A 13,104-nucleotide genomic window follows, 5' to 3' on the forward strand; every position below is an offset into this window, starting at 1 on the left:
CTTTCATCTCAGTTTTGCCGAGGCGCTGCCCTACTCGCCGATGACCGGCGGCGCGGTGCGCATGTCGGTACCGAAGACCTCGTCCGGGTCGCCCTCGACGAGGTACGTCGGACGCTGGTGCTCGGTGTCCTCGTCCCCGTCCGCGTGCTGACCGCGGCCACCCATGCCGCCGCCCATTCCCGGTCCGCCACGGCCGGCGGCGCCACCGCCGAGACCGCCCATACCGCGACCCGCCGCGGCTTCGGCGGCGCCGACGCCACCAGGACGGGCCGCGCCGGACGCGGAACCCGAACCGGGCGTGGAGCCCGAACCGCCACCGGGGCCGAAGCCGCTTCCGCCGCCGCTGCGGCCGCCTCGGCCGTTGTACTCCGAGTCGCCCATGCCGCCGCCCATCATGGGCGACATCGGCATCGGGCCCATCGGCATGGAGTTCATGTTGTTGTTCGGGCCGGGCGTGCTGATCGGGGGCTGGTTGCCCTGGAAGCCCGACGGCGTAGTGCTCGACGGGATGCTGCCCGCACCCGTGCTGCTGCCGGGTCCGGGGATGTGGCTGCCGCCACCGCCGCCTCCGCCACCGTTACCCCCGCCGCCACCGCCACCGCCGTTGCCCGGCGGGATGTAGGTGCTGCCGGGCGGGTTCGAGCCGGAACCGGGCGGGGTCGACGAGCCGGGCGGCACCTCGTAGCGACCGGACCTGCCCGTGTCGTCGCCGCCACCGCCGCCGTCCACACCGAACTTGGGCGGCTCGGCGAACGCCGGCTGCTTCGACGCGGCGTCGTACAGCGCCTTGTCGTAGCTGTGCATGGCCGAGGCGGCCTCGGTGTGCGCGTCCTGGCTGTCCTTCTGCTTCTGGATGGACTTGTCGATGTTGTCGCCCAGGTTGAACGGGTTCGACGTCATCCAGCCGCCGACCTCCTCCTTCCAGCTGAAGGGGATCGGCTTGGGCATCGTGTTCTTCACGGTCGAAGCCGCGGTGCCCTGGTCGTAGATCGTCTCGGAGGCGAGCTTCGCGTTCTGGGAGTTCGCCTCGGACCACTTGCTGAGGCTCTTGAAGTAGCCCTGCGCGTTGCCCGCCGCGTCACCTTCCCAGGTGCCCTGCGACGCCGTGACGGCCTTGTCCATGGTCGTCGAGAAAGTGTTGAACGCCTTGTGAAGGTCGTGGTACGCCGTGGAGACCTCGGTGACCTGCTCGACGTTCAGATTGCTGTTGACGAACTGTTCGAGCTTCGTGTGGTCGTAGCCCTGGTAGTCCGCGTTCGACGGCTCCAGCCCCTCGACGTACTGGACGTCGCCGTTCTTGGTCAGCTGGTCGACGTTCTGTTCGCCGACCTTCTGAGACTGTTGCCGGGCCTTCCCGGCGGCGATGAAGTCGTTGACCGCACCGAACAGCCAGCCGTCGTGAGGGTTGACCCCCTCATCGGCCTTCTGCTGGAAGTACGCGTCGCGTGCCGCGGGCGAAAGGTCGGAGACCTGCTTTTCGCTCAGGTTCGGTGTCTTCGTGGTCATCCTGATTCCCCCTTAGCCCTTCGGAAGCTTCGGTTCGACGATGTCGGCGACCTTCTCGGCGGTCCCGCAGGCCTTCTCCGTGTCTCCGCCCGCGATCAGGACGTCGACCCGTGCCGACGCCGAGAGTTCGAGAGCCATCAAGCACCCTCCCGGAGGCCTGGGCGCGAGAATCGCCTTGCGCCCGTTGACGTTGCCGGTGGTCTTGCCGTTCCCGGCGTCGCTCACCGAGTCGAGCCCTTGTGTGTCACGGACGCCGATACCGATCGAGAGGCTTTCCGAGGCTGACGCCGCTTCCTTGTTCAGCGTGCAGAGGCGGGCTCCACCCGCGTTCTCGTTCGTCGGTGGCTTGAACGTCCCATAGGACGCCAGGTCCGCCGCGCTGACGAGCGAACAGGGGTCGACCGACGCCGTGTCCCCACCGGAGGTGGCCGGGGCGCTGGACGCGCTCGACTGCGCGGGCGGGGCCGACGGCGCGGGACTGGCGCTCCCCGGCTTCTCGCTGGAGCACGCGGCCAGTACCAGGGCGGCCGCGGCGAGCGGCACCATGTAGAGCTTCTTCATCGTCCTCAGGCCTGAATCTTCTTGGTGGCGTCGATCGCGCGGTCTTCGACGCCCTTGTACAGTCCGGCGGCCCTGGCCAGCGCCTCGTCGGCGTCCTTGACCACCTGCTCGAACTGCCCGATGATCGCGTTCGCGGAGTTGGCCGACTGGGCGGCGCCCTTGTGGTCGTGGGCCGCGACGGCCTTGCCGTAGGGGTGGCCACCCAGCTGCGGGGCGTCGTTGAGCGCCATGGTCTTGATCTTCAGCGCGCTGAGCTCTTCCGACATGTTCGCCAGGGCCTCGCGAAGCGGTTTGACACCCTCTTCGCTGATCTTGAAGCCGCCGCTCTTGGCGGCCGAGACCAGCTTCTGCGTTTCGGCGCTGACCTTGGCGATCGCGGCCTGGTTCAGGCCACCCGCCTCCACGTAGTTGGCCGCCGCGCCCACGGCGGCGCCGATCGAGAAGTTCGGTGCCGCCTGTCCGCCGTCCGCTTCGAAAGCCATCGTCCGCCCCACTGCATCGTCTGCTCGCCCGTGCGTACCGCCCGGCAGTCTACTAGCCGAGCACTCGGCGCAACGCCGATCGAGCCTATTCGCCGATCACCGCGGAACGCGCCCGAACTGTGACGAAACGGGCTTCACCCCGGTTCCCGGCTGCTCAGAACTGGCCTTCGAGCTGGGTGTACAGCTGCTGCGCGATCCTCGCGTTGTCGGCCGGAGCGTAGGTCAGCCAGCTTTGCCCGTCGGCCGCCTGACGCGAGGTCATCATGAACCGGCCGGCTTCGGTGTCGAACCACGCCAGCGGCGGGAAGGCCTGGCCGCCGCGGATGAACACGCTGAACTGGCCCACGCGTGTCTTCGGCTTCTCGAACATCCGCTCCACGTGGCGCTGCTGGGGGTTCGACCCGTGGGAGCGGGGACCGCTGACCTTGGCGAAGGGGTCGTACGCGTCGTCGTTGCGAGGACGCTTCGGCGCACTCGCCGGCTTCGCGATGGTGACGGACTGCCCGGGACCCGCCGGGGTCAGCGGCAGCAGGTCGACGATCGCGGCGACGATCGCGGTCGGCCTGGTCTCCTCGAACACGAGGAGGTTCTCGTCCTGGCGCACGACGACCGCGAACTGGCCGTTCGTCGCGGACCTCGCGAACAGCTGCTTGTCCTTGTCCATCTGCGCGACCGCCCATACGGCGAGCTGCGGTTGGACGAACGTGGCGAGCGCGAGTTCGACGTCGGCGTCGAGCCTTCCGCCGCGCATCATGCCGCGGCCTTCGAGGTCACGGAAGACGGCCTCGCGCACCATCGCGCGCTGATCGGTCGTGGTGCCGATGTGCGGGACCTCGAACGGGACCGGCGCCGGGCCGAACCGGCCGTGTTCGAGCAGGATGTCCACCGCCGCCAGCGACAACGAGAACGAATGCGGCATCGCCATTTCCCCCCGCGGGTGTCTTGTTCGTCGGGATGAACGTAGTCCACGCACCCGGTACGCCCGCAGCGAACCCGCTTGCCCGGCCGTGATCAGTGCTGGTGCCATGGGTTCATGGCAGACCAGAAACCCGCGCTCGTACTCCATCTCGCCGCCGGTGGCGAGCCGCTCCTCTTCGCGCTCACGACGGAAGAAACCGAACGGCTCACCAAGGATCTTTCGCACTTCGTACGGACCGGCTCGGTCCAGTCGATCCAGACCAAGGACGAGTCGGAGGTGGCGATCAACTTCTCCCACGTCGCCGCCGCCTACATCGACGACCTGAACCGCAAGACCCGGGTGTTCGGCCTCCACTAGCGCCGACGGTGCCCGGGTGGCGGCGCCGCACTCGCGTGATCGGACACGGAACTCGCGTGTCTGAAGACGGAACTCGCGTGATTGGACACCGCACACACGAGTTCCGGCTCCAAACACGCGAGTTCCGGGTTTGAGCACGCGAGTCACGCCTTCGCCCCGGCCGTCAACTCCGGGAAAACAGCTCCAGCAGACCTGTCTTGATCTCCGGGCGGCTGGCGGCGACGAGCAGGAAGGTGGCCTCCCGGACGAGCCGCTGGGGGTGTCGTCCGCCGAGGACCGACGTGCTGCCGTTGGCCGCGACCAGCGCGCCCGCGGCACGGAACGCGAGTTCCGCGCCGGCCGCCCGGGCCGGGGGCAGGGACGGCGGATCGGCGAGGCCCGCGTCGAGCCGACCGCGGACGGCGTCGATTTCGGCCCTGATCCCGGCGGCGACGTCGGCTTTCCCGAGGTCGTCGATGAGCCGGGTGGCGCGGGCGGCCAGGCCGAGCGGGGCGCAGCCGTTGAGCCGGGACGGGAAGGTGTTGCCCGCGACGAACTCCGCGTGCGGGGTCTTCCCGTAGACGCGTTCGTCGGCCACGAAATAGCGGGTGAAGCCGAGGTGCACGGTGGACGTGCCCTGCGCGGCGACGAGGTCGAGCGGCTGGACCTCCACTCCCTCCGCCGCAACCGCGTCGACGGCCGCGCTGATCACGGTGTCGCCGTCCCGGGCGCACAGCTGGAGCAGGTCGATGACACCCCAGCCGCTGACGAACGGGGCTTCGCCGTCGAGCAGGTAGCCGCCCTCGACGCGTTCCGCGCGCAGCCTGGGCGGGGTCGGGATCACCGCGGCGAACGCGGCGCCCGCCTTGAGTTCCCCCTTGAGCAGGGCCGGGAGGTAGCGTTCGCGCAGGTCCGCGCGGTCGGTGGCGGACAGCCCGGCGACCAGGCCGTGGTGCTGGACCCAGGTGAACATCGTGCTGAGGCAGCCGCCCGCCAGGGCTTCGAGGACTCCGACGATCGTCGGGAGGTCGACGCCGGGACCGCCGGCTTCCTGGGGCGCCGCGAGGCCGTAGAAACCTTCGGCGGCTAGGGCGTCGAAGTGACTCGAAGGGACTTCGCCCTTGAGGTCGACTTCGGTGGCTGCCGGGAAGAGAAGGTCATCGGCGAGGGCTTGGGCTCGGGCGACCGGATCCGTCATGAAGTAAGGCTACCCTAACTTCACTCGGCCGTGAGGCGTCTCCGGATGTCATGAGGGGTCCCCATGGGACGAATTTCGTCCTATGGGGACCCCTCATGACACTCTCTGGAGCGAAGCGGGGACTACAGCTTGTAGAGCCGCTTCCAGTTGTCCCGCGACGTCAGCTCGGGCATGGAGCGCTTGTACTGCTCCTGCACCGCCGCGCCTTCCTTACGGAGCCGCTGGATGACCTTGGCACCCTTCCGCGCCAGGTCGAACATCTTCGCGCGGTCGTACGAGCGGACCCGCACGCCTTCCTGCGAAGCGTCGGTGACGACGGCGGTGTCGAAGGTCGCGACGTGCCACCAGTGGGCCTCGTCGATCGGGATAGCGCCGAGCGAGTGACGGCTGCGGCCGAGCACCCGGTCGAGGATCCGCTTGATCAGCACCAGGCGCTGCATGCTGGGCCGCGGCGCGCTGTTGATGATGCCGATGTCGTTCGACGCGATACCCGGGACGTCGGTGGCCTTGTGCCGCTTGGTCTCGGGGTACTCGTCGCGGATCCGGCGGATCTCCTTCATGGCGGCGACGCCGCCGTCACGCAGGACCTCCGGCCCTTCGAGGAAGTCCTCGACGGCCTTGATCAGCGTGGCGGACAGGCCGTACTGCATGCCGAGCAGGTACCGGACCAGCTGCGCGACGAGCACGCGCGAGAGCAGGTTCAGGTTGAACGGCGAGTGCAGCGCGGCGGTGATGATCGAGTTCCGCAGGTTGAAGTAGCGGTGCCACTCGTCCCAGTCCTTCCAGTGGAAGTCGGCGTGCCAGACGCCGGCGCCCGGAAGGGTGACCGTGGGGAAGCCCGCGCCCCGGGCGCGGTAGCTGTACTCCGCGTCGTCCCACTGGAAGAAGAACGGCAGCGGGTAGCCCGTGGCCTTGACGACCTCGTACGGGATCAGGCACGACCACCAGCCGTTGTACCCGGCGTCGAGGCGGCGTTCCTGGCGGTTCGGCTTGAGGGTCTCCTCGTCGACGCCGAGCAGGTCGGCGGTCGAGAGCGAGTGCGTCACCGGCTGGCCGGGCTCCAGCGTGTTCAGCCGGGCGTACTCGGCGCCGACGTGCAGCTGGTTCGGGTGCAGCAGGTTCAGCATCTGCCCGCCGACGATCACCGGGTTGACCGTGCGGTTGGAGAACGCGGTCATCCGGATCACCAGATCCGGCTCCAGCAGCACGTCGTCGTCCATGAACAGGACGTTCGCGTGCTCGGTCTCGGTGTGCCCGGCGACCTCGTAGAGACCGCGGGTGAACCCGCCGGCGCCGCCGAGGTTCGGCTGCTTGATGTAGTGCAGCTTGTCGCCGAGGTCCTTCGCGACCTGCTCGAAGCCGTCGCGCGACTCGACGAGGTCGGTGCCCTGGTCGGCGACGTAGATCGCGTCGAGCGTTTCCAGCGAGGAGACGTCGGCGGCGAGCGCCTGCAGGTTCGACAGGCAGTCGTCGGCACGGTTCATCGTGCAGATGGTCACCGCGGTCGGGCGGATCTTCTCCGGGGCCTCGACCGTCCAGCGGACCTTCTCGACACGCAGCGACTGGCCACCCTCGGTCTCGAGGTCGAGCCAGAGCGCGCCGCCGTCGTAGAACTTGTCGAGCTTCGCGGCGAGCGTCACCTTCTGCTGCTTCGCGCCCGCGACGACCTCGGCGGCGACCACGCGCGAGTCGCCCTCGATGTCCGAAGCGCCGACGGACAGCTGACCGTCACCGGTGACGACGGCCTCGACCTGGACCTCGGTCACGTCGGTCCAGCGCTGCCAGTAGCTCGCGGGGAAGCGTCCGAAGTAGGTGTTGCCGGACACCTTCGACGCCGGCTCGATGGCGATGCCCGCGCGCTCGCGCACGGCACTGCCCCATTCGAGCTCGGCGTAGAGGTCCTTGCTGACGATGGGGGCCGGGCCGGCGTAAAGCCCGCGCTGCGCGGTGAGACGGCCCTGCGGGGTGCGTTCCGCGAAGCGGGTGTCGTCGACAGTGCTCACCATGGCGCTCGGGGCCTCTCCGGTGACGGCGGCTTTACCGGGCATGAATCCTCAGTTCTCCTCTGTGCTTGACACGACTGTGCTGACGGTGGCGCGGGGCTCGCGGAAGACGACCCACTTGAGCATGACGAAATTGATCACGGTCGCGGTTGCCTGCGAAACGACCCAACCGAAAGTGGCCTTCCAGGCCGAGTCCGGCAGGACGTGCAGCATCGTGCGGTTGACGCCGACGGCGACGAGGAACGTCACGGCGTACAGAGCCACGAAGCTACCGATCTGACGTGCGCCCTCCTGGCGTCCACCGGCGAAGGTGAACTTGCGGTTCAGGAAGAACGCGGTCGTGGTGCCCACGATGAAGCTGAGCGCGCGGGCGATGTCCACCCACGGCGTCGCGTCCATTCCGAGGGCACGGAGCCCCTGGTAGACGCCGAAATCGACCAAGGCGCAGAAGCCGCCGATGAGGCCGAAGCGGATGAGCTGCCCGAGCAGCCCAGGGGAGGACGGCTCTGCTGCCGTCGCACCGGCTTTCGGGTCGGTCGCCACCACTGCTCTACCTCATAAACTGCTGGGGCTGATGCGCAAAGTGTAGAAGCGAGCACTTCAGGGTCACGTTCCGGGCAGTGTTCGGCGTGGTTACCCTGGTCGGCGTGACCCAAGCACCCAAGACACAGCGGCAGTCGCTCATGGGCTGGGCAAGGACGTCGCCGAGCATCGCGGACGTCCTGAGCACCCCCGACGTGGAGGCCATCGCCAAGGCGGTGACCCAGGCCGGGGAACGCGGGGTCATCGCGCGTGGTCTCGGCCGGTCCTACGGCGACCCGGCGCAGAACGCGGGCGGCCTGGTCGTCGACATGACCGCGCTGGACCGCATCCACTCGATCGACCCGGACTCCGGCATCGTCGACCTCGACGCCGGGGTCAGCCTCGACAAGCTGATGCGCGAGGGCCTGCCGTACGGCCTGTGGGTCCCGGTGCTGCCGGGCACCCGCCAGGTGACCATCGGCGGCGCGATCGCCAACGACATCCACGGCAAGAACCACCACTCGGCAGGCAGCTTCGGCAACCACGTGGTGTCGCTGGACCTGGTCACCGCCGACGGGCAGGTGCGCACGATCACGCCGGACGGCCCCGACGCGGAGCTGTTCTGGGCGACCGTGGCGGGCATCGGCCTGACCGGCATCATCGTCCGGGCCAAGATCCGGATGACCAAGACGGAGACGGCCTACTTCAAGGCCGACATCCAGCGCACGGCGAACCTCGACGAGACGTTGGCGCTGGTCACCGACGGTTCCGAGGACAACTACACGTACTCGTCCGGCTGGTTCGACTCGATCTCCAGGGGTGCGAAGCTCGGCCGCGCGGCCTTCCAGCGCGGCTCGCTCGCCAAGCTGGACGAACTGCCGCCCAAGCTGCGGGCCGACCCGCTCAAGTTCAACCCGGGCACGCTGGCGACCCTGCCGGACGTGTTCCCGAACGGGCTGGCGAACAAGCTGTCGTTCTCCGCGATCGGCGAGCTGTACTACCGCAAGACCGCGAAGAACGCGCGCGATCAGATCCAAAGCCTGACCGCCTTCTACCACCCGCTCGACCTGTTCGGCGAGTGGAACCGCGCCTACGGCTCCAAGGGTTTCCTCCAGTACCAGTTCAGCACGCCGCTGAACGCGCACGAACCGCTGCGCCGGATCATCCAGAAGGTCGCGGACTCCGGGCACGTGTCGTTCCTCAACGTGTTCAAGCAGATGGGCGAGGGCAACCCGGCGCCGCTGTCGTTCCCGCACCCCGGCTGGATGGTCTGCCTCGACTTCCCGATCAAGGACGGGCTGAGCCGGTTCTGCCAGGAGCTCGACGAAGACGTGCTCGCGCTCGGCGGCCGTCTGTACACGGCGAAGGACTCGCGCACCTCCGCGGAGAACTTCGCGAAGATGTACCCGCGTCTCGAGGAATGGCGCAAGGTCCGCGCTTCCGTTGACCCCGAAGGCGTTTTCGCCTCTGACATGTCCCGAAGGTTGGAACTGTGATCGACGCTGTGGGCAACCCCCAGTCCCTGCTGCTGCTCGGCGGCACCTCCGACATCGCGCTCGCGATCGCGGAGAAGTACCTGGCCGAGCGCCCCCTCCGGGTCGTGCTGGCCGGACGACAGTCCTCCCGGCTCGACGCGGCCGCGCAGCGTCTGAAGGACAAGGGCGCCGAAGTGTCCACCGTGGACTTCGACGCCAAGGCCCTGGACTCGCACCCCGCCGTGCTGGACAAGGCGTTCGAGGGCGGCGACATCGACGTCACCGTCGTCGCGTTCGGCCTGCTCGGCGACCAGGAAGAGCTGTGGCAGGACCACGCGAAGGCCGTCGAGGCGGCGACCGTGAACTACACGGCCGCGGTTTCGGTGGGTGTCGCGCTGGCGGACAAGCTGAAGAAGCAGGGCCACGGCAAGGTCATCGCGCTGTCGTCGGTCGCCGGTGAGCGGGTCCGCCGGTCGAACTTCGTCTACGGCTCCTCCAAGGCCGGTTTCGACGGCTTCTACCTGGGCCTCGGCGAGGCGCTGGCGGAGTTCGGCGTGCAGATCACCGTCGTCCGCTCGGGCCAGGTCCGGACCAAGATGACCGAAGGCATGAAGGACGCCCCGCTGACGGTCGACGCCGAGCAGGTCGCCGAGACCTCGGTCGCCGCCTCGCGGGCCGGCAAGGAACTGGTGTGGTCGCCCGCGCCGTTCCGCCTGGTCATGTCCGCCCTGCGGCACATCCCCCGGCCGATCTTCCGGAAACTCCCGATCTAGGGAACGAGCTCACACCTCGATTCGTCTCACCCGGGCACGGAGAAAATCCGTCCCCGGGTTGAGAGGAATCGATGGCTGACCAGGAAGCCAAGCTCGACGCGGCCATCCGGTCGTTTCAGGAGCAGGCCGCCAAAGCAGCGGAACTGAAGGACAAGATCGCCGGGCTGCGCGGATCCGCGCGCAACGCCGACGGCTCGGTGACGGTGACCGTCGCCCCGTCCGGCGCGCTGCTGGGACTCCAGCTGTCCCCCAAGGCGATGAACCGCACGCACACCGCGCTGCAGCAGGACATCCTGAACGCGATCAGGGAAGCGACGCAGCAGGCCGCGGCCGCGATGCAGCAGACCGTCCAGCCGATCCTCGGCGATCGCGCGGAGCAGTTCAAAGAGGCGTTCAACGCCCACGTCGAACCGCTCGGGCCGAGTACTCCCCCGCCCGCGGAAACCCTCGCCGGACCCGCCGCGCCCGTTCAGCAGCAGCCTGTCCGCACCCAGCGTCCCTCGCGTCCGGCACCCAGCGACGACGAAGACTTCGGCGGCCCGATCCTGCGGAGGGACTCATGACCGGCTTCGGCGTCCAGACGGAAGCGCTCACCGCGCACTCCACGGGGTCCAAAGAGGCCTCGGGGAACTTCGGCAGCCTCGCAAGCCTGCTGGAGCAGGCCAGGGTCTCCGACGACTGCTTCGGCCCGCTCGGCGAGCTGATGGCGTTCAAGTACTTCGAGAGTCTCCAGGAATGTCAGGACCTCGCCGAGCAGGCGAAGTCCTTCATGGACCAGATCGCCGACAAGACCACCACCGCGGCGAAGACCTACCTCGAGCACAACCAGGGCACCGCCGAGGTCATCACCGGGCTCGGCGCCGGGCTGGACGACGGCGGCAGCGGCCCCGGCAGCCTGAGCGACCTCAACAGCGCGGGCGACTCGGGCCGTAAAGGCTTCTGGGAGCAGAACGGCGGCTACGGCAGCTCGTGGGTCAGCACGTCCTCGGACGTCGCCAGGGCGAGCAGCCCGCCGGACGTCGCGATCGCGGCCGTGCACGCGCGGATGGAACAGCTCCAGCTCGTGATGAGCCCTGGACAGTCCTTTTTGGACAACGGGCTCGGCTTCCTGATCGGGATCGTGATCAGTCCGCTGGTCGAGCTGGTGCTGGAGCCCGCGATCGGCGACCCCGAGCAGATGCGCAGCACCGCCAAGGGCTGGGAGCAGACGGCCAAGTGGCTCGACGGCGTCGCCGAGCACGAGCAGAAGCGCGCCGACGGCACCAAGGAGGCCTGGAAGGGCCAAGCGGGCGACGCGTTCCGCGGCCAGATGACCGAATTCTCGGGCGGCGCCAAGGCGTTCGCGAACGACGTCCGCGGATTGCAGCAGATCCTGGAGATCGCCGCCGACCTGTTCGACGCGTTCGTCGAGATCGTCATCGACATCATCCAGGAACTGGTGATGGGCCTGATCATCGAGTGGCTGGCCGCGCTGGCCGCCTCGTGGATCACGGCGGGCGCCTCGGTCGGCGCGGCGGGCGCGGCCACGGCCGGCCAGGTCGCGGTGACCGGCGGACGGCTCGGGATGAAGGTCAAGCAGCTGCTCGGCAAGCTCAAGCCGTTGATCGAGAAGCTCGAAGACATCCTGAAGATGCTCCGCAACGGGCCGCTCAAGAAGGTCGTCGAGCGCGCCGAGGGCCTGCGTGACGGCAACTGGCTGCAGAAGCGGCTGGCCGACCAGATCGACAAGAACCCCCTCGCGAAGATCGTCACGAAGGCCAACCCGACGACGGGGGCCTCGAAGACGGCCAACAAGTTCGCGGACCGGTTCGGCGTCGGCGGCGAGGGCTCGGACGCGCTCACCACGAACCTCACCGAGGCCGGGCTCCGGGCGATGGGCATGAGCGGGACGACCAGTGTCGGAAAGGCCGCTTTCCGCGGCAGTGCCGGTAACCTGACGGAGCTGGGCGTCGAGCAAGGCGTCAAGGCCGGCTACAACGAGTCGCAGGATTCGTCGTCCGAGGAAGAGCGCCGCGCGGCGACCGACAGAGGGTTCACGATCGAAGAATGAATCTCGGCTACCCGCTCGGGGCGGCGTCGCAGGCCCTGCCTTCGCTGGACCCGGGCGAACGGTTGCTGTGGGCCGCGTACGGCCGCACGCTGAACTACGACGTACGCGGCCTCGATCCCTGGGGTGTCCCGAAGAAGAGCGTGCTCGGGAAGTTCGGCTCGGGCGCGGCGAACTTCGCCGGTGACATGGTCAGCGCCGCGCTGGGCGGTGGCGATGACGGCGGCGCGTCGAATCCGCCGTCGCCGCAGGTCATCGTCCTCGGTGAGCAGGGCGGCATCGCGCACGCGGCGGTGCGGGAGCTGTCCACCAGCGGTTCGCTTTCGCGGCTGTGGGCGTTGACCAGCACGCGGCTGCTCGTGCTGGAGCGGGTCGTCCCGCCGCCGGAAACGCCCTCGAAGAAGTCGTTCATGTCGAAGGCGATCGGGTTCGGCAAGGACATCGCCGCGATCATGACCACGAAGACCTACGGCGAGAACGCCGCGGGCGTCCCGATCGCGCGGCACGAGATGGTGCCGCGCGCCGGGATCCCGCGCGATCGGATCGCCGGTTTCGCGGTCGCCGAACACGGCAAGAAGAAGCGTCCGTGTCTGCGCGCGTCCTTTGTGGACGGATCCGGGATGGATTTCTTGTTCGACTGCGACGATCCCCGGCAGTTCGCTTGGCTCTATTCGGTGACGGTGAACTGATGGAGAACACCCTTCCGATCGCGAAGTCCGTCGACGAGATCGTCGAACGGGAACTGCACCAGTTCTGGCTCGCGCCCGGCGAACGCCTGATCATCGGCTGCCCGCCCGCGCACGGCTACGTGGGCCTCCTGCTGGACGGAAAGCTCACGCTGCCCTACGAGCCGTCACGGGAAACCCCTGCGGTGACAGGGAAAACGCGGTGGCCGCTGCCCGCGCCGGACGTCCTCGAAGGCGACTGGACCGACGACCCGACGATCGCCTACTGGGTCGTCGCGCGTTCGACGGAGCAGACAGCCGCGCGGCTCGCGGACCACCTCGCCGGGGGCAAGGGTGAGGCGCGGCTGACGCTGTCCGACCGGCGGCTGGCCGTCGTGTACCCGGCGAAGCTGCTGGAGGGCGAGGATCCGGCCCAGCCTTTTCGGACCTTCGAAGAGATGCCGTCGGGGGTCGTGCGTTCGGTGACCGCGCTGTACCTGGGTCGGAGTTTCCCGCCGCGGCCGGTGCTCCAGTTCGTCTTCGCCGACGGGTCCGTGGTCTACCAGCGGGACCTGCTGGCGGTCACGCGAGCCGACCGCGCCCACTCACGCCGCTGA

14 protein-coding genes are annotated in these 13,104 nt (G+C 68.6%); 7 read left to right on the forward strand and 7 right to left on the reverse strand.

What is annotated here, in order from left to right:
- Positions 1–30 precede the first annotated feature (30 nt).
- The 4 genes from CFP71_RS24785 to CFP71_RS24800 all read right to left on the reverse strand — a co-directional run bounded on the left by CFP71_RS24785 (position 31) and on the right by CFP71_RS24800 (position 3,468).
- Positions 31–1,506: a hypothetical protein gene (locus CFP71_RS24785; protein WP_093936340.1), complete on the reverse strand. Its 1,476-nt coding sequence runs from the start codon at positions 1,504–1,506 to the stop codon at positions 31–33.
- Between the two features lie 12 nt (positions 1,507–1,518).
- Positions 1,519–2,067, reverse strand: coding sequence for a DUF3558 family protein (locus CFP71_RS24790; protein WP_093936341.1), 549 nt, complete (start codon positions 2,065–2,067; stop codon positions 1,519–1,521).
- Between the two features lie 5 nt (positions 2,068–2,072).
- Positions 2,073–2,549: a hypothetical protein gene (locus CFP71_RS24795; RefSeq protein ID WP_244199818.1), complete on the reverse strand. Its 477-nt coding sequence runs from the start codon at positions 2,547–2,549 to the stop codon at positions 2,073–2,075.
- Between the two features lie 154 nt (positions 2,550–2,703).
- Positions 2,704–3,468, reverse strand: a complete 765-nt coding sequence (locus CFP71_RS24800; RefSeq protein ID WP_167406260.1) for an ESX secretion-associated protein EspG — start codon at positions 3,466–3,468, stop codon at positions 2,704–2,706.
- 114 nt (positions 3,469–3,582) lie between these two features.
- On the opposite strand from CFP71_RS24800, the gene CFP71_RS24805 reads away from it, so the two are divergent.
- Positions 3,583–3,825 (forward strand): hypothetical protein, encoded by a 243-nt coding sequence (locus CFP71_RS24805; protein ID WP_093936344.1) that lies wholly within the window; start codon positions 3,583–3,585, stop codon positions 3,823–3,825.
- Positions 3,826–3,988: 163 nt separating this feature from the next.
- Here the strand turns inward: CFP71_RS24805 and CFP71_RS24810 are convergent, their stop codons facing one another.
- From CFP71_RS24810 to CFP71_RS24820, 3 genes are all read right to left on the reverse strand, one after another.
- Positions 3,989–5,002, reverse strand: coding sequence for an acyl-CoA dehydrogenase family protein (locus CFP71_RS24810; RefSeq protein ID WP_093936345.1), 1,014 nt, complete (start codon positions 5,000–5,002; stop codon positions 3,989–3,991).
- Between the two features lie 122 nt (positions 5,003–5,124).
- Complete coding sequence (locus CFP71_RS24815; protein ID WP_093936346.1) at positions 5,125–7,050, reverse strand: glycosyltransferase; 1,926 nt, start codon at positions 7,048–7,050, stop codon at positions 5,125–5,127.
- 6 nt (positions 7,051–7,056) lie between these two features.
- Complete coding sequence (locus tag CFP71_RS24820; protein WP_093936347.1) at positions 7,057–7,551, reverse strand: GtrA family protein; 495 nt, start codon at positions 7,549–7,551, stop codon at positions 7,057–7,059.
- Between the two features lie 101 nt (positions 7,552–7,652).
- Between CFP71_RS24820 and dprE1 the strand changes: the two genes are divergently transcribed.
- The 6 genes from dprE1 to CFP71_RS24850 all read left to right on the forward strand — a co-directional run bounded on the left by dprE1 (position 7,653) and on the right by CFP71_RS24850 (position 13,104).
- Positions 7,653–9,023, forward strand: coding sequence for a decaprenylphosphoryl-beta-D-ribose oxidase (gene dprE1, locus CFP71_RS24825; protein WP_093936409.1), 1,371 nt, complete (start codon positions 7,653–7,655; stop codon positions 9,021–9,023).
- On the forward strand, positions 9,020–9,775 hold the full coding sequence (dprE2, locus tag CFP71_RS24830; RefSeq protein WP_093936348.1) for a decaprenylphospho-beta-D-erythro-pentofuranosid-2-ulose 2-reductase: 756 nt from the start codon (positions 9,020–9,022) through the stop codon (positions 9,773–9,775). The genes dprE1 and dprE2 overlap by 4 nt, the downstream gene beginning before the upstream one ends.
- A 71-nt stretch (positions 9,776–9,846) precedes the next feature.
- The gene (locus CFP71_RS24835) at positions 9,847–10,338 is read left to right on the forward strand and encodes a YbaB/EbfC family nucleoid-associated protein (protein ID WP_093936349.1); all 492 of its coding nucleotides are present in this window, start codon (positions 9,847–9,849) and stop codon (positions 10,336–10,338) included.
- Positions 10,335–11,825, forward strand: a complete 1,491-nt coding sequence (locus CFP71_RS24840; RefSeq protein ID WP_093936350.1) for a WXG100 family type VII secretion target — start codon at positions 10,335–10,337, stop codon at positions 11,823–11,825. Before CFP71_RS24835 ends, CFP71_RS24840 begins: the two co-directional genes overlap by 4 nt.
- Positions 11,822–12,511, forward strand: a complete 690-nt coding sequence (locus CFP71_RS24845; protein ID WP_093936351.1) for a hypothetical protein — start codon at positions 11,822–11,824, stop codon at positions 12,509–12,511. Before CFP71_RS24840 ends, CFP71_RS24845 begins: the two co-directional genes overlap by 4 nt.
- Entirely contained in the window at positions 12,511–13,104 is a 594-nt protein-coding gene (locus CFP71_RS24850) for a hypothetical protein (protein WP_093936352.1), read from the forward strand. The genes CFP71_RS24845 and CFP71_RS24850 overlap by 1 nt, the downstream gene beginning before the upstream one ends.

Origin of the sequence: Amycolatopsis thailandensis (assembly GCF_002234405.1) — a bacterium.
Lineage (GTDB): Bacteria > Actinomycetota > Actinomycetes > Mycobacteriales > Pseudonocardiaceae > Amycolatopsis > Amycolatopsis thailandensis.